12 protein-coding genes are annotated in these 15,449 nt (G+C 65.6%); 7 read left to right on the top strand and 5 right to left on the bottom strand.

Features of this window, described 5'->3' with window-relative positions; translation table 11 throughout:
* Positions 1–153: 153 nt before the first annotated feature.
* Together rplJ and rplL are read left to right on the top strand one after the other, a co-directional pair.
* On the top strand, positions 154–648 hold the full coding sequence (gene rplJ, locus BXU09_RS03045; RefSeq protein ID WP_078300520.1) for a 50S ribosomal protein L10: 495 nt from the start codon (positions 154–156) through the stop codon (positions 646–648).
* A gap of 78 nt (positions 649–726) precedes the next feature.
* Complete coding sequence (rplL, locus tag BXU09_RS03050; protein ID WP_055362214.1) at positions 727–1,089, top strand: 50S ribosomal protein L7/L12; 363 nt, start codon at positions 727–729, stop codon at positions 1,087–1,089.
* Between the two features lie 73 nt (positions 1,090–1,162).
* Here the strand turns inward: rplL and BXU09_RS03055 are convergent, their stop codons facing one another.
* The gene (locus BXU09_RS03055; protein ID WP_168174549.1) at positions 1,163–1,750 is read right to left on the bottom strand and encodes a hypothetical protein; all 588 of its coding nucleotides are present in this window, start codon (positions 1,748–1,750) and stop codon (positions 1,163–1,165) included.
* A 14-nt stretch (positions 1,751–1,764) separates the two neighbouring features.
* The gene (locus BXU09_RS03060; RefSeq protein ID WP_078300525.1) at positions 1,765–2,352 is read right to left on the bottom strand and encodes a DUF2239 family protein; all 588 of its coding nucleotides are present in this window, start codon (positions 2,350–2,352) and stop codon (positions 1,765–1,767) included.
* Between the two features lie 117 nt (positions 2,353–2,469).
* Here BXU09_RS03060 and BXU09_RS03065 point away from each other — a divergent pair, with 117 nt between their 5' ends.
* A complete protein-coding gene (locus BXU09_RS03065) occupies positions 2,470–3,276 on the top strand; it encodes an HNH endonuclease signature motif containing protein (RefSeq protein WP_078300526.1) in 807 nt (268 codons plus the stop codon).
* On the opposite strand, the gene BXU09_RS03070 is transcribed toward BXU09_RS03065, so the two are convergent.
* Positions 3,277–4,068, bottom strand: a complete 792-nt coding sequence (locus tag BXU09_RS03070; RefSeq protein ID WP_240500974.1) for a hypothetical protein — start codon at positions 4,066–4,068, stop codon at positions 3,277–3,279.
* A gap of 403 nt (positions 4,069–4,471) precedes the next feature.
* Between BXU09_RS03070 and BXU09_RS03075 the strand changes: the two genes are divergently transcribed.
* Together BXU09_RS03075 and BXU09_RS03080 are read left to right on the top strand one after the other, a co-directional pair.
* Positions 4,472–7,927 (top strand): DNA-directed RNA polymerase subunit beta, encoded by a 3,456-nt coding sequence (locus tag BXU09_RS03075; RefSeq protein WP_055363964.1) that lies wholly within the window; start codon positions 4,472–4,474, stop codon positions 7,925–7,927.
* Positions 7,928–8,060: 133 nt separating this feature from the next.
* Positions 8,061–12,698: a DNA-directed RNA polymerase subunit beta' gene (locus BXU09_RS03080; RefSeq protein ID WP_078300527.1), complete on the top strand. Its 4,638-nt coding sequence runs from the start codon at positions 8,061–8,063 to the stop codon at positions 12,696–12,698.
* Positions 12,699–12,783: 85 nt separating this feature from the next.
* Here the strand turns inward: BXU09_RS03080 and BXU09_RS03085 are convergent, their stop codons facing one another.
* Positions 12,784–13,068, bottom strand: coding sequence for a DUF1905 domain-containing protein (locus BXU09_RS03085; RefSeq protein ID WP_078304666.1), 285 nt, complete (start codon positions 13,066–13,068; stop codon positions 12,784–12,786).
* A gap of 35 nt (positions 13,069–13,103) precedes the next feature.
* Positions 13,104–13,640 (bottom strand): DUF2721 domain-containing protein, encoded by a 537-nt coding sequence (locus BXU09_RS03090; RefSeq protein ID WP_078300529.1) that lies wholly within the window; start codon positions 13,638–13,640, stop codon positions 13,104–13,106.
* A gap of 155 nt (positions 13,641–13,795) precedes the next feature.
* Between BXU09_RS03090 and BXU09_RS03095 the strand changes: the two genes are divergently transcribed.
* Positions 13,796–14,200 (top strand): hypothetical protein, encoded by a 405-nt coding sequence (locus tag BXU09_RS03095; protein ID WP_055363960.1) that lies wholly within the window; start codon positions 13,796–13,798, stop codon positions 14,198–14,200.
* Between the two features lie 71 nt (positions 14,201–14,271).
* Positions 14,272–15,423, top strand: coding sequence for an aminotransferase class I/II-fold pyridoxal phosphate-dependent enzyme (locus BXU09_RS03100; protein WP_078300530.1), 1,152 nt, complete (start codon positions 14,272–14,274; stop codon positions 15,421–15,423).
* Positions 15,424–15,449 lie beyond the last annotated feature (26 nt).

Below are 15,449 nucleotides of genomic sequence, written 5' to 3' on the forward strand. Positions count from 1 at the left end.
CGCTGGCACCCCGGTGCAATCCTCGCACCTTTTCCAATCCGTTTCTTTTCAGGCATCCATGACAGCGGGGACCCTTGCCAGGTTTAAACATCCCGCCGAGTTGTCAGGTGACGAGCACTGCACCTGGACTTGTTCCCACCTAGGAGGTACTGCGTGGCGAACGACAAGAACCAGCAGACCCTCAGCAGCCTCAAGGGCAGCCTTACGGGCGTCGACACGTTCTACGTGGTCGACTACCAGGGCCTGACCGCCGGCCAGCTGGGCAAACTGCGTAAAGACATCCGCGAGAAGGGCGGGCAGCTCATTGTTGCCAAGAACACCCTGATCAACCTCGCCCTTCAGGACGGCGGCCGTGACTTTGCCGACGCTCTGAAAGGCCCCAGCGCCATCGTTGTCGCCCAGGAAGACCCCGCCGGGGTCGCCAAGGCCCTCAGCGACGCCGCCAAAGGCAACGACAAGGGTATCCCCGCCGTCAAGGCCGGCTTTGTCGAAGGCAACCGCGTCGACGTGAAAGTCGTCGAGCGTCTGGCCAGCCTGGGCAGCAAGCAGAGCCTTCAGGGCGAGCTGGTGGGCGTGCTCAGCGCGCACCTCAGCAACTTCGTGGGCGTCCTCGAAGCGTACAAGACCAAACTCGAAGAACAGGCCTGAACGCCTGAGCGTTCCACACCGGAACGCCCTTCTTTCCCACTCTCAGCACCACCCACTTCAATTTCGGAGGAACACATCATGGCTTACGACAAACAGGCTCTTATCGACCAGCTCGGCCAGCTCACCATCATGGAACTCGCGGACCTCATCGACGGTCTGAAGGAAACCTGGGGCGTCACCGCCGCCGTCGCCGCTGGCCCCGCCGCCGGCCCCGCCGCCGCCGTTGAAGAGAAGACCGAGTTCGACGTCATCCTCGTCGACGCCGGCGCCAGCAAGATCAACGTCATTAAGGAAATCCGCGCTATCACCGGCCTGGGCCTGAAAGAAGCCAAGGACATGAGCGAGAAGGGCGGCGCGCTGAAGGAAGCCATCAGCAAGGACGAAGCCGAGAAGATCAAGGCCCAGCTGGAAGCTGCTGGCGCCCGCGTCGAACTCAAGTAAGTCCCCCCCTACCGGGAGTGCAAGACCCCCAGCTCCGGCTGGGGGTTTTTTCGTGCCGTTACCGCGCCGTCCTCTACCGCGCGTGGCGGGCCAGCACCTGCCGCACGAACACCGACGCGTCCTGCTGCAACTGCGCCTGCACGCCGTGCGGCAGGTCTGGTCGGGCCGCCACGTACATCCGCACTCCGTAATCCGGGTCGGCCGCCAGCGCCCGCAGGGTGTCCTCCCGCAGGTCGGGCCGGGCCGCCACGCGGGAACGCACCTGCCAGGCCGGGTGACCCGCCAGCGCGGCCAGCTGGGCGGGGGTCAGGTGCGGGTGACTGGCCACGGCTGCGACCAGCCCGGCGTCCGGGTGGGTCAGGGTATGTCGCCTCAGCCAGTCGGGCGCGGCGGGACTGCCGACCAGGGCCATCAGGGTGGCCCGTGGCGTGTCCAGCAGCAGGCGCGGGTGCGCCAGTCGCAGCAGTGGCAGGGCCGGGTTGCTCAGGACCGCGCCGGGTTCGGTGGCGGCCAGAGCTTCCAGCAGCGCCGGGGGCGTGTTCGGATGCCGCGCCACGGCGGCGCGCAGAGCCGGGGAATCCTGGCGGGCCAGGGCTTCCAGTACGGCAGCCGGGGTGTCCGCCGGGAGAGTGGGCTCTATAGATGGGGGATCTGTGGCCATGTGGCTCCCTGGGATCATTCCTGGCTGGACCAGGACACACCGGACGGGGGTGGGCTGGTCGTGAAGGCCGGCGCAGCGAGGAACAGGGCGTGCTGGCGGACGTCCTCCGGCCAGTCGTGGAGCCGGGCCTCGAAGCCGCCACGGTCGGCGGCGTACAGGGCGCGGGTGGCTTCCTCATACCCGGGCAGGTCGCCGGCCACCGCGCCCAGGAAACGGTCGGTGGCTGCCTGGGCCTGCGCGCGGCGTTCGCCGTCCGGGTCGGCCTGACGGGCCTCGTCGATCAGGCGACGCAGCGCCGCCGACGCCCCGCCGCGCTGGCGTTCCAGCCACTCCCAGTGGCGGGGCAGCAGGCTGACCTCGCGCGACACGACGCCCAGTTTCGGGCGACCGGGGCCGGTGCGGGGCGTTTCGGGTGCGTGGCGGGCCAGCACCTCGTCCAGGGTGCCGCTCAGGTCGAAGTCCACGCTGCGCCCGGTCCGGTCATCGAAGGTCAGCAGACCCGCGCGCGGCTGGGCGTGCAGCAGGGTGAGGATCTCGGCGAGGGACGCGGTCAGGCGGCGGGTGTGTCCCTCGAAGGTGGTGAAGGTGGGTTCGGTATCCATGCCATATTTTACCCGGATGAATTGAAGAAAGGCAATATCAGCCGGGTAATAAGAATGGCCTACTACCGCGACGCAGATGCTCTCGAAAGGACAATCCCCTTCTGGTAGGATCGAAAAATGCACAGAGGATTATTTGAAATGACTTACTTTGACACGTACTACTATTGCAATGTAATATTCAATATTCTTAAGAATCAATCAGAATATATGCGGACGATGTACGATTTATTTGAAGATGAAAATTGGCTGCGATTTTCGCATCCTTTCCCAAAGTATAGTGCTCTTCATGTATTTTCTGAGCATTGCATAAGAGGGATTTTTATGGAAAAATTTTTTGATTCTGAATCATCTGCGCACGATCAAATTTTTCCTATCACAAAGACATTCGAGGCATATTCAGTCGACCACCTAAGCATGCAGACATATCTGAACGGACGTCGACCAGATGTTGATAGTAGTCATGATTATTTTACGGAACTGTCATTAATCGGAGACTTAGACAATCTTATACAAAGGATGACAGATGAAATATTTTATGTCATGTTTAATAATCGTGCTGCTATGCAGCTACTTAACGATTGGATAGCAAATTTCGGAGGGGCTGGAGATTTTAGCAGAATTACACCCGATCACCAAGAAAGGTTTACTAAATCTGGATTTATTAAAAGATCAAGCATTCCACGCTGGACTAGCAGAGCAGTCTATTATCGTGACAGAGGGAGATGCACATTTTGCCAAAGAGATGTCTCTGGCTCTCTTAGCATGGGTTCAAAAATAAATTTAGACCATATAGTTCCGCTTGCAGCGGGAGGCATCAATGACGTAACAAATCTGCAACTCCTCTGCGAAGAATGCAATTCAAGCAAAAGCGATAAACGTCTTTCGACTTCAAATAAATATGAGAGATGGTATTCCCCTTCGTAATCACTTCAACTCTTTCCTCAGTCCGGCGGCCATCTGGAACCATTCGCGTTCCTGGCGGCGGTAGAGGCCGCTGGCCTTCTGCTCGGTTTTGGCCAGGGCGTCCAGCAGGGCGCGGGCCTCGGCGGCGCGGCCCTGGCGGATCAGGTACGCGGCGTGGCGGGCGCGGGGTTCCTCGGTGGTGGCGCCGGTGATGGCGTCGCGGTAGGTCTGGTCGGCTTCGGGTTTGCCCTGGGCGTCCTGCGCCTGGGCGAGCAGGGTCAGGGTGCGGGTGCGGGTGGCGGCGCTGGTTTTCAGGTCCACGCGGTTCAGTTTCGTTTCGGCGTCGGCCGGGTTGTGGCGGGCGAGGTCCAGTTCGGCGCTGGTGAGCAGCACGACCGGGTCGTCGGCGTAGATGCCGCTCAGGAGGGGGGCCAGGGTGGCCTGCGCGTCGTCGGGGCGGCCGGCGCGGGCCTGTAGGGCGGCCAGGTCGGCGCGGTTCTGGAGGGTGTCGCTGTCCTGCAACTGCTCCTGGGCCTCGCGGATGCGGGTGTCGAGCGGTTTGAGGGCTTCCACGCCGCGTGTCACGGCCTGCCCGGCGGCGCGGCTGCCTCCGCGCGCGGCGGGAATCAGGACCATGAAGGTGTACACGGCGGCGAAGGCCAGTCCGAACAGGCCGCCGAACAGTGCGCCGAACAGCAGCATGACGATCCAGTACACCTGCTGCCGCGTGACGACCGCGTGAATCAGGCCGATGATCGCCAGCAGGCGCAGAAGGTTCATCAGGAAGGGCAGGTAGGGTTGCAGGGCGTCCACGGTCCCATGGTACGGAAGGCGCGGAGGCCGGAACCGTCAGCGCGGCGGGAATGCGCGGGTTTCATCAGATCAGGTGAAGATGGGGGGCGGGGCAGCGGGGCGGCAGAATGGATTGATTCGTGCGGGAAGCTGAGGCATACTGCCCGGCATCTGATCCGCCGCGCGGCGCTCCGGTGTCCTGCAAGCCTGGGTGTCCTGCGCGCCCATTGACCTGTCAAGCTGCCCGGGCCTATACTGTCCTGTGCTGACCATGATGGGTCGGGCAGGAGTTATTTGCGGCGAACGGGTCTGCAAAACTAAGCCTTAATTCAGGGACCGCGACCGGAGGGGTTGCGTGTTCCGCCTGCGTCTTTTCCAGCCCCGGAAGGCCCAGCGCGAGACCCAGGGTGCGTGCGAGGTGGACATGAGTTTGACCGGTAAAGGACCCCGCATCGAGCGTTTCGGTGACATCGCGGAAGTGATTCCGCTTCCCAACCTGACAGAAATCCAGGTGAACTCCTTCAGGGCGTTCCTGCAGTCCGACAAGGCTCCGGAAGACCGCGAGAACGTCGGGCTTCAGAGTGCCTTCAAGGAAGTCTTCCCCATCGACGAGACCGAGAAGGGCCGCAGCACGGGCCTGGTCCTCGACTACCTCGAGTACCGTCTGGGCGAGCCGCCCTACACGCCCGAGGAATGCCGCGAGAAGGACGTCACGTACCAGGCGCCGATGTACGCCAAGCTGCAGCTGATCCACAAGGACAGCGGCCTGATCAAGGAAGATCAGGTGTTCCTGGGCGACCTGCCCCTGATGACCGAGGACGGCAGCTTCGTCATCAACGGCGCGGACCGCGTGATCATCTCGCAGATTCACCGCAGCCCCGGCGTGTACTTCACGAGCTCCTACAAGGGCATCAAGAAGATGTACACCGGCGCGATCATTCCCATGCCCAAGCGCGGCCCCTGGATCGAACTGGAGTTCGCGGGCGGCATCCTGGAAATGAAGGTGAACAAGCGCAAGTTCCCCGTGGCGATGCTGCTGCGCGTCCTGGGTTACGACGACGCCAGCCTCAAGGCGCTGTTCACGGAGTTCGAGCCGGACATGGAACTGCCCGAGGACAAGAGCGCGGGCATGGGTGCCGACGAGGCCCTGCTGCGCCTGTTCACGGTGCTGCGTCCCGGCGACCCGCCCAAGCGTGACAAGGCCGTGCAGTACCTGTACGGGCTGCTGGCCGACCCGCGCCGCTACGACCTGGGCGAACCGGGCCGGTTCAAGATGAACACCAAGCTGGGCGTGCAGCGTGAAGAGCGCACCCTGCTGAACTTCCAGGACGGCAAGTTCACGGACGCCGGTCTGGTCGACACCATCCGTTACCTGATGGCGCTGCAGTACGGCCGCGAGACCGTCAGCATGGCTGACGCGGACGGCGTGCTGCACGAAGTCCCGGTCGGCGAGGACGACATCGATCACCTCGGCAACCGCCGCGTGCGCACCGTGGGCGAACTGCTGGCCGATCAGCTGCGCGTGGGCATGGGCCGCATGGCACGTGGCGTGCGTGAGCGCATGCTGCTGGGCAACCCGGACGCCGCGACCCCCACGAAGCTCGTGAACAACCGCCCCATCGTGGCGGCCATGCGCGAATTCTTCGGGCGCAGCCAGCTCTCGCAGTTCAAGGACCAGACCAACCCCCTGTCGGACCTGCGCCACAAGCGCCGTATCTCCGCGCTGGGGCCGGGCGGTCTGACCCGCGAGCGCGCCGGCTTCGACGTGCGTGACGTGCACCGTACCCACTATGGCCGCATCTGCCCGATCGAGACGCCGGAAGGCGCGAACATCGGTCTGATCAGCAGTCTGGCGTCCTACGCGAAGGTGAACGGCCTGGGCTTCATCGAGGCGCCGTACCGCCGCGTCGAGAACGGCCTGGTCACCAACGACGTCGTCTACATGACGGCCGACATCGAGGACCGTTACACCGTCGCGCAGGCGAACAGCCCCCTGAACGAGGACGGCACCTTCAGCGACGAGCGCGTCCTGGCCCGCCGCAAGGGCGATCCGCTCTGGTACACGCCCGAAGAAGTGGACTTCATGGACGTGTCCCCGAAACAGATCGTTTCGATCAACACCAGCCTGATTCCCTTCCTGGAACACGACGACGCCAACCGCGCGCTCATGGGTTCCAACATGCAGTCGCAGGCCGTGCCGCTCGTGCGGGCCGACAGCCCCGCCGTGGGTACCGGCGTGGAGCGCCGCGTGGTCACGGACTCCGGCACCAGCGTCGTCAGTGACGTGACCGGCCGCGTGAGCTACGTGGACGCCCGCGTCATCCAGATCACCCTGACCGAGGACGCCCCCGCCCTGGGCCTGAGCGTCGGGAACGTCCGCACCTTCGAAACGGTGCGCTTCACCCGCAGCAACCAGGGCACCAACCTCGACCAGCATCCCATCGTGGATACCGGCGACATGGTCACGGCCGGACAGGTCATCGCCGACGGTCCCGCCAGCGACCTGGGCCGCCTCGCGCTGGGTCAGAACATCACCATCGCGATCATGCCCTTCGACGGCTTCAACTTCGAGGATGCCATCTGCATCAGCGAGGGTCTGGTGCGCAAGGACTTCTACACGTCCGTGCACATTGAGAAAGACGAGATCGAGGCGCGTGACACCAAGCTCGGGCCCGAGAAGATCACCCGCGATATCCCCGGCCTCAGTGAAGCCGCGCTGCGCGACCTCGACGAGGACGGCATCGTGCGCGTCGGCGCCGAAGTCAAGCCCGGTGACATCCTGGTCGGCAAGACCTCCTTCAAGGGCGAAAGCGAACCCACCCCGGAAGAGCGCCTGCTGCGTTCGATCTTCGGTGAGAAGGCCCGCGAAGTGAAGGACACCAGTCTGCGCGTGCAGTCCGGTCAGGGCGGCATCGTCGTGAAGACCGTGCGCTTCCGCCGCGGCGACGAGGGCGTGGACCTCAAGCCCGGCGTGCGCGAGATGGTGCGCGTGTACGTGGCCCAGAAGCGTCAGCTGCAGGTCGGCGATAAGGTCGCCAACCGCCACGGGAACAAGGGCGTGGTCTCCAAGATCATGGCCCCCGAGGACATGCCCTACCTGGAAGACGGCACCCCCGTCGACCTCGTGTTCAACCCGCTGGGCGTGCCGTCCCGCATGAACCTCGGGCAGATCCTCGAAACCCACCTGGGTGAAGTGGCCCGCCTGACCGGCCAGAAATTCGAGACCCCCGTGTTCGACTCGGTCACCGAGGCGACCATCAAGGAAATGCTGGAAGTCGCCGCTGCCGAGCGCCTCCAGGCCCGCAAGGACGACGGCTTCGAACTCGACAAGCGCGAGCAGGAAGTCCTCGACCGCGCCGGCAAGGTCGGCGTCGTGGACGCCCCGAACGGCGACTACGAACGCGCCCAGATGCAGCTGGCCCGCACCGGCAAGAGCGTCCTGTACGACGGCCGCAGCGGCGAACCCATTTCGGGCCCCGTCGTGGTCGGCACCATGTACGTCATGAAGCTCTACCACATGGTGGAAGACAAGCTGCACGCCCGCTCCACCGGACCCTACAGCCTCATCACCCAGCAGCCGCTCGGTGGTAAGGCCCAGTTCGGCGGCCAGCGCTTCGGCGAGATGGAAGTGTGGGCGCTCGAAGCGTACGGCGCCGCGCACGTCCTGCAGGAAATGCTGACGATCAAGTCCGACGACATCGACGGCCGCGACGCCGCGTACCAGAGCATCGTCAAGGGTGAGGAAGTCTCGGGCAGCACCATCCCCGAGTCGTTCAAGGTGCTCGTCAAGGAACTCCACTCGCTGGGCCTGGACGTCGAAGTGCTCGACACGCACGACAAGAACGTCGACATCTTCGAAGGCATGATGCCCAAGCGCTAAGGCGCACTGACGTGCGCCGCAGATGGCAGAGAGCAGATGGCAGATGGCCAACTGCACACCAGCGCAGGCCTGAGTCCCGCTTTTTGCCATCGGCCATGAGCCTTCCGCCTTCTGCCTTCTCCGAAGGAGAATCATGAAAGATTTCAGCAAAGTTCGTATCGCCATCGCCAGCCCGGAGAAGATCCGCGAGTGGTCGTTCGGTGAGGTCGAGAAACCCGAAACCATCAACTACCGCACCCTGAAACCCGAACGTGAGGGTCTGTTCGACGAGCGTATCTTCGGGCCGCAGAAGGACTACGAGTGCGCCTGCGGGAAGTACAAGCGCCAGCGGTACGAGGGCAAGGTCTGCGAGCGCTGCGGCGTCGAGGTGACCAGCAGCAAGGTGCGCCGCTACCGCATGGGTCACATCGACCTCGCGACGCCCGCCGCGCACATCTGGTACGTGAAGGACACGCCCAGCAAGATCGGCACGCTGCTGGACCTCTCGGCCGGTCAGCTGGAGAAGGTGCTGTACTTCAGCTCCTTCCTGGTCACCACGCCCCGCAACGCCCAGAAGGACGGCCGCCCGCTCAAGCGCGGCGAGCTGCTCAGCGACGACGAGTACCGCGAACTGCGCTTCGGTCGTCAGGAAACATACGCCCTGACCGGCGGCGTGGAAGCCGAGGTGCGTGACGGCGAGTACGTCACGCGCGGCCAGATCCTGGGCGGCACGGTCGTCAGCAAGATGGACGGCCTGGCGCAGTACCGCTTCCCGCGCCGCGCCGTGATCGCGTACGCCGAGGAAGTCGAGGCGACCCTGCCGCTGCCCGCCGACGCGCTGGTCGAGCAGGAGTCCTTCCGCGCCGGCGAGATCCTCGCGGAGCTGGAAGCCGACGTGCAGATCACCGCTCCGGTGGACGGCACGGTGTTCCTGCACGAGATGGGCGAGGACAGTGTCATGGTCGAGATCCGTGAGACGGTCGCCGCCTCCGGTGACGACGAGGAAACGGCCGCGCCCATGGGTGAGGTCCTGAGCCGCGTGTACGTGCCTCACGGCATGAACGTGCAGGTCGTGCACGGCGAGATCATCGAGGCGGGCGCCGTCCTGGCCGACGCCGCGAGCGGCACGCGCCTGCGCGTCAGCCGTGACAGCCGCCTCTCGGCCGTCACCTTCCCCAAGAAGAAGGGGGACGTGACCGTCACCGCGCACTGGACGCGCCGCGCCGAGTACGGCATCCAGCCGCAGATGCACGTCCTGGTCGGGGACGGCAGCGAGGTCCGCCGTGGTCAGAAGATCATCGGGGCCATCGACAAGGAAGAGGAAGTCATCGCGGAAGCCGACGGCGTCATCACCCTGCACAACCCCGCCAGCATCATCGTCAGCAAGGCCAAGGTGTACACCTACGAGGACGAGCCCCTCGTCGTGAACGGTGACCGCGTCGAGCCCGGCGATGAACTCGCCGACGGCGGCAACCTCCAGAGCGACATCAGCGGCCGCATCGAGATCGACCTGGTCCGCAAGCAGGTCCGCGTGATCGAGTCGTACGACTTCGAAGCGAAGATGGGCGCCGAGGCCGTCAAGGAACTTCTGGACGACCTGAACCTCGACGAGCTGGAAGTCGAACTGAACGAGATGATGAAGGACTCCAGCCGCCACAAGCGCGCCAAGGCCCGCAAGCGCCTGGAAGTGACCCGCGCGTTCAAACGCAGCGGCAACCACCCCAGCTGGATGATCCTGAACACCGTGCCCGTCATGCCCCCGGACCTGCGTCCGATGGTGCAGGTGGACGGCGGCCGTTTCGCGACCAGCGACCTGAACGACCTGTACCGCCGCCTGATCAACCGCAACAACCGCCTGAAGAAACTGATGGGCCAGGGCGCGCCGGACATGATCATCCGCAACGAGAAGCGCATGCTTCAGGAAGCGGTGGACGCCCTGATCGACAACGGCCGCCGCGGCAGCCCCGTCACGAACCCCGGCAGCGACCGCTCGCTGCGTTCCCTGACCGACCTGCTCGGCGGGAAACAGGGCCGTTTCCGTCAGAACCTGCTGGGTAAGCGCGTGGACTACTCCGGCCGCTCCGTGATCGTGGTCGGCCCGCAGCTGAAACTGCACCAGTGCGGTGTGCCCAAGCGCATGGCGCTCGAACTGTTCAAGCCGTTCCTGTTCAAGGTGCTTGAGGAGAAGGGCGAGGTCACGAACATCAAGCAGGCCCGCAAGATGCTCGAACGCTACCGCGACACCCGCGACAGCGTCTGGGACGCCCTGGAAGAGGTCATCGAGGACAAGGTCGTGCTGCTCAACCGCGCGCCGACCCTGCACCGACTGGGCATCCAGGCCTTCGAGCCCGTGCTGGTCGAGGGTCAGAGCATCCAGCTGCACCCGCTGGTCTGTGAAGCCTTCAACGCCGACTTCGACGGCGACCAGATGGCCATCCACGTCCCCCTGAGCGCCCAGGCGCAGGCCGAGGCGCGCATCCAGATGCTCAGCGCGCACAACCTGCTGTCCCCCGCGAACGGTGAGCCGAACGTCAAGCCCAGCCGCGACATCATCCTGGGGATCTTCACGCTGACCCTGCTGCGCACCGACAACCTCGGCGCGGGCAGCGAGTTCGCAGACGAACAGGACGCCCTGGCGGCCCTCGAAGCCGGCAAGATCGCCCTGAACAGCGCCATCAAGGTCGCCGGGAAGGACACCAGCGCCGGACGCCTGAAGTACATCTTCGCCAACCCGGACGAGGCCATCATGGCCGTCAACCGCGGCACCATCGACCACCAGGATCACGTGCGCATCCGCCTGAACGGCGTGACGTACGACACCAGCGCGGGCCGCGTGATGTTCCGCCGGATCGTGCAGGAGGCGCTGGGCACCCAGGCCGCCTTGGTCGACACCCTCGTGAACCTGGAAACGGCGTACGAGAAAGACCACCTGAAAGACATGATCATGGCGTGCTTCAAGCACCTGGGGATCGAGGCGACCGCCGGGCTGCTCGACGGCCTGAAGGACGCGGGCTTCAAGCTCTCCACGACCTCCGGCATCACCATCGGCATCGACGACATCGTCATCCCGCCCGCCAAGACCGAGATCCTGGCCGAAGCGGACGCCAAGGTCGCCGAGATCGAGCAGAACTTCGAGTTCGGCTTCATGACCGAAGAAGAGCGCTACAAGCAGGTCGTGCAGCTCTGGAACGACACCAAAGACGAAGTCAAGAACGCCATGTTCGACAACTTCAGCAAGAACTACCCCTTCAACCCCCTGTGGATCATGAGCCTCTCGGGCGCCCGTGGTAACGCGCAGCAGATCACGCAGCTCGCCGGGATGCGCGGCCTGATGGCCCGCCCCGACGGCAGCACCATCGAAGTGCCGATCCGCGCCAGCTTCCGTGAAGGTCTGTCCGTGCTGGAGTACTTCATCTCCACCCACGGCGCCCGTAAGGGTGGGGCCGACACCGCGCTGCGTACCGCCGACTCCGGTTACCTGACCCGTAAGCTGGTCGACGTGGCCCACGAAGTCGTCGTGCGTGACGTGGACTGCGGCACCACCGACTACACCTCCATTCCGCTCGGCGCCATCGACGAGCGCACCGGCGAGTGGCGCAGCCGCAAGGCCAGCGAGATCGAAACCAGCATCTACGGCCGCACCCTGACCGACAGCGTCGAGGTCGACGGCCACACCATCGAGGCCGGCGAGATGCTGTCCCTGGAAGACGTCAAGGCCATCACCAAGAATGCCAAGACCCTCCAGAGCGTGTTCGTGCGCACCCCGCTGAACTGCCGCGTCAAGAGCGGCGTGTGCCAGAAGTGCTACGGCTACGACCTCTCGCAGGCCAAGCCCGTCTCCATGGGCGAGGCGGTCGGCGTGGTCGCCGCCGAATCCATCGGCGAGCCCGGCACGCAGCTCACCATGCGAACCTTCCACACCGGTGGGGTCGCCGGCAGCGGCGGCGGTGACATCACCATGGGTCTGCCCCGCGTGATCGAACTGTTCGAGGCCCGCAAGCCCAAGACCAGCGCGGCCGTGGCGGACCGTGACGGCACCGTGCGTATCGAGGAAGAGGAAGAGCGTTACCTCGTGCGCATCGAGGCCGACGACGACCAGTACTCCAGCAAGACCGCCACCAAGATCGGCAAGAGCCTGCGCATGATCGTCAAGGACGGCGACCGCGTCGAGGCCGGCCAGCCGCTCACGCGCGGCGCCATCAATCCGCACGACCTGCTGCTGTACAAGGACACCGACGCCGCCCAGCGCTACCTGGTGGAAGAAGTGCAGCGCGTGTACCGCAGCCAGGGCGTGAAGGTCCACGACAAGCACATCGAAGTGATCGTGCGCCAGATGCTCCGCTGGGTCGAGATCACCGACGGCGGCGACACCGAACTGCTCGAGGGTCAGACCGTGGAACGCTGGGAAGTCGATCAGGCCAACGACCTGCTCGAGGAAGGTCAGACGCCCAGCTCCTGGAAGCCCGTGCTGCTGGGCATCACCAAGAGCAGCCTGACCACCAAGAGCTGGCTGTCCGCCGCGAGCTTCCAGCACACCACCCACGTCCTGACGGAAGCCAGCATGAAGGGTCAGGTCGACGAACTGATCGGCCTGAAGGAGAACGTCATCCTCGGGAAGCTGATTCCCGCCGGGACGGGCCTCCAGACCGTACGCGACATGCAGGTCGCCGACGACCGCACGCTCGAGAAGTACGGCGAGAACAACACCAGCAGCGACTCCGTCACCGGGGACCGCTCCTACGACGACACCCGTCCGGGCGTCGTGAACGACAACGTCACGTACACCAACTGAAATTGATGAACTGACGCCAATTCAAGGCAGAACCCCCCACCTGACGACGGGTGGGGGTTTCTGCTGTGATGCTGTTGCCTGGGCTTCAGCCGGGCATGACGGTCACGGTCACGTCCTGCCCTTCCTCCAGCGCCTCGGCGCGGCGCACGGCGACCTTGACCGGCAGCAGGTACCCGCCGCCTTTCGGGAAGATCGCTGTGCGGAAGGTCGTCTCCCCCACCCGCGCGTGGCAGGGAATCATGCCCCAGCCGTACGTGACCAGCCGCGCCGCGCTCCGCAGGTCCGGCACCTGATCGTCCGGCACCCGCAGGAAGAAGTGAGGGGCCGGGCCGCGCCACTCGAACAGGGTCGCCGTGAAGGTCAGAGACATGCCAGCAGCGTACCCGGCCGCGCGGCGGGTCAGGTTCACTCGTTCAGTTTCTCCTCGACCTCGCGCAGCAGCTGTTCGTCGTACAGCCCGGCGTAGTGTTCGCCGAGGGACACCAGGAATTTCATCTCCTCGCGGGTGGTGCTGGCGCTCAGGCGCGTCTCGAAACTCAGGAGCAGCGCGCCGTACGCCAGACTGCCGGACCCGGCGATGGCGATCATGACGGGCAGCAGTCCGGCGTCCTGGCCGAGCAGGGCGCTGCCGCCGATCAGGATGCTGGTCAGGACCAGCATCGCCACGGCGAGGTACAGGGCAGTCATGGCGCGCACGATGATGCGGCTGCGCCGCGCGAGGCGCGGGAGTTGCTTGACGATCAGGCGTTTCTCCTCGCGGGCCAGACCCTCCTGACGGCCTTCCTCGGTCACCAGGACCTTGAAGCGGGCCGTGAGCTGCCGGACACGGTCTGTTACGCGGCCCAGGCGGCTGCTGGTGCTCATGAGCAGGGTGCCGGCGCCGCTGATCAGCACGGCGGGCGTGATCATGGCCGTGAGCACCTGAAGACTGGGGTCCGCCATGCCTTCAGGGTACTGCCGCGGGGGCGGGCGTGGGCAGACGCCGTCTTCGATAAATCTGCACATGGCCTGCACGGGCTCTGCACGGGAGGGGGGCATTCTCTGTCTCAAGACGGGAGGCAGCCACGAGGCGCACCCGCCACCCAAGGAGACCCACCATGAAAAAGACCCTGATGACCGTGACCGCTGCCCTCGCCCTGACCTTCGCCACCGGGAACGCCCTGGCCGCCTCGGGCATGGCCTACGCCACCGACGACAGCGGTCAGGAGTACACCGCCCTGTACACCGAGTCGAGCTGGATGGCCATCGAGGTGCCCCTGGCCGACCTGGGCGGCACGCTGCCCGGCGACCTGAGCCTCACCACCAGCGGCCTGAGCGCCGGCACGACCATCACGCTGAACAGCACCGATATTCGCGGTAACACCGCGCTGCTGTACGTGACCGTCGAGCGCTCGGACACCAGCAGCTACGTGAACGACATCGCCAGCATCACCGTGAATGCCGGTGGCAAGGCCCTGACGACCGTGAACATCCCGGTGTACGGCGCCGGGTACGACCAGTAATCCACGCAGGGAACAGGGGGTCCACTTCTTCGGAGGTGGGCCCCCTGTCCGGCGTGGGCTACCCTGGGGGCATGTGGCTGTCAGGTCGGGCGGGGGCGGTGCCGGGTAGTGTGTTCGCGTTGATGGACGCGGCGAAGGGTGAGGCGCGGGCGGCGGGTCTGAACGTGATCGACCTGAGCATCGGGAGCAGTGACCTGCCGCCGCCGGACGTGGTGCTGGACGTGCTGCGCGACGCGACGCGCGACGCCGCGACGTACCGCTACCCGCTGTTCAGTGACACTGCCCCGCTGCGGGAGGCGGCCGCCGACTACCTGGGCCGTCGTTTCGGGGTGACGGTGAATGCGGATGCGGAGGTGCTGCCGCTGATCGGCGCGCAGGAGGGACTGGCGCACCTGCTGCTGGCCGTGACGGACTCCGGTGACACGCTGCTGCTGCCGGACCCGTGCTACCCGCCGTACCTGGGCGCGGCGGCCGTGGCGGGCCTGAACGTGGTGACGCTGCCGCTGCGGCCCGAGCGGGGCTTCCTGCCGGACCTGGAGAGCGTGCCGGACGGCGTGCGCCCCCGTGCGCTGCTGCTGAACTACCCGAACAATCCCACGTCGGCGGTGGCGGACGCGGCGTTCTTCCGGGAGGTGGCCGCGTGGTGCCGGGCGCGGGGCACGCTGCTGATTCACGATCACCCGTATGCGGAACTGACCTTCGGGGAGTACCGCGCGCCGAGTGCGCTGGAGGCCGGGCTGGACGGTGTGGTCGAACTGCACTCGCTGAGCAAGACGCACCACATGGGCGGGTTCCGGGTGGGGTTCGCAGCGGGGGACGCCGGGGCGATCGCGGCGCTGGCGCGCGTGAAGGGCGCCATTGATTTCCACCCTTACCTGGGGATTCAGCGGGCGGCGGCGCACGCGCTGGGCCTGCCGGACGCGGTGGGCCGGGCGGGCGCAGCGGTGTTCGAGGCGCGGCGCGACGCGCTGATCCCGGCGCTCCGGGCGCTGGGCTGGGAGGTCGCGACGCCGCAGGCCAGCATGTACGCCTGGGCGCGCGTGCCGGGCCTGCGGGACAGCGTGGCGTTCGCCGTGCGGGCCGCGCGGCAGACGGGCGTGGCGGTCAGTCCCGGCGCGGCGTTCGGGGCGGGCGGTGAGGGCTTCGTGCGCTTCGCGCTGGTGCAGCCGCCGGAGGTGCTGCAGGAAGCGGCGCGGCTGCTGGGGACCGTCCCGGCCGCCTGACGACAGCCGTGAGGCGCGGGCCGTTC

It is taken from the genome of Deinococcus sp. LM3 (genome assembly GCF_002017875.1).
In the GTDB taxonomy this organism is placed as follows: Bacteria; Deinococcota; Deinococci; order Deinococcales; family Deinococcaceae; genus Deinococcus.

Bases quoted from the DNA above. Each gene is read 5' to 3' on its own strand.
- rplL (WP_055362214.1), top strand. From the start codon at position 727: ATGGCTTACGACAAACAGGCTCTTATCGACCAGCTCGGCCAGCTCACC.
- BXU09_RS03055 (WP_168174549.1), bottom strand. From the start codon at position 1,750: ATGGCCACAGATCCCCCATCTATAGAGCCCACTCTCCCGGCGGACACC.
- BXU09_RS03060 (WP_078300525.1), bottom strand. From the start codon at position 2,352: ATGGATACCGAACCCACCTTCACCACCTTCGAGGGACACACCCGCCGC.
- BXU09_RS03065 (WP_078300526.1), top strand. From the start codon at position 2,470: ATGCACAGAGGATTATTTGAAATGACTTACTTTGACACGTACTACTAT.
- BXU09_RS03075 (WP_055363964.1), top strand. From the start codon at position 4,472: ATGAGTTTGACCGGTAAAGGACCCCGCATCGAGCGTTTCGGTGACATC.
- BXU09_RS03080 (WP_078300527.1), top strand. From the start codon at position 8,061: ATGAAAGATTTCAGCAAAGTTCGTATCGCCATCGCCAGCCCGGAGAAG.
- BXU09_RS03085 (WP_078304666.1), bottom strand. From the start codon at position 13,068: ATGTCTCTGACCTTCACGGCGACCCTGTTCGAGTGGCGCGGCCCGGCC.
- BXU09_RS03090 (WP_078300529.1), bottom strand. From the start codon at position 13,640: ATGGCGGACCCCAGTCTTCAGGTGCTCACGGCCATGATCACGCCCGCC.
- BXU09_RS03095 (WP_055363960.1), top strand. From the start codon at position 13,796: ATGAAAAAGACCCTGATGACCGTGACCGCTGCCCTCGCCCTGACCTTC.
- BXU09_RS03100 (WP_078300530.1), top strand. From the start codon at position 14,272: ATGTGGCTGTCAGGTCGGGCGGGGGCGGTGCCGGGTAGTGTGTTCGCG.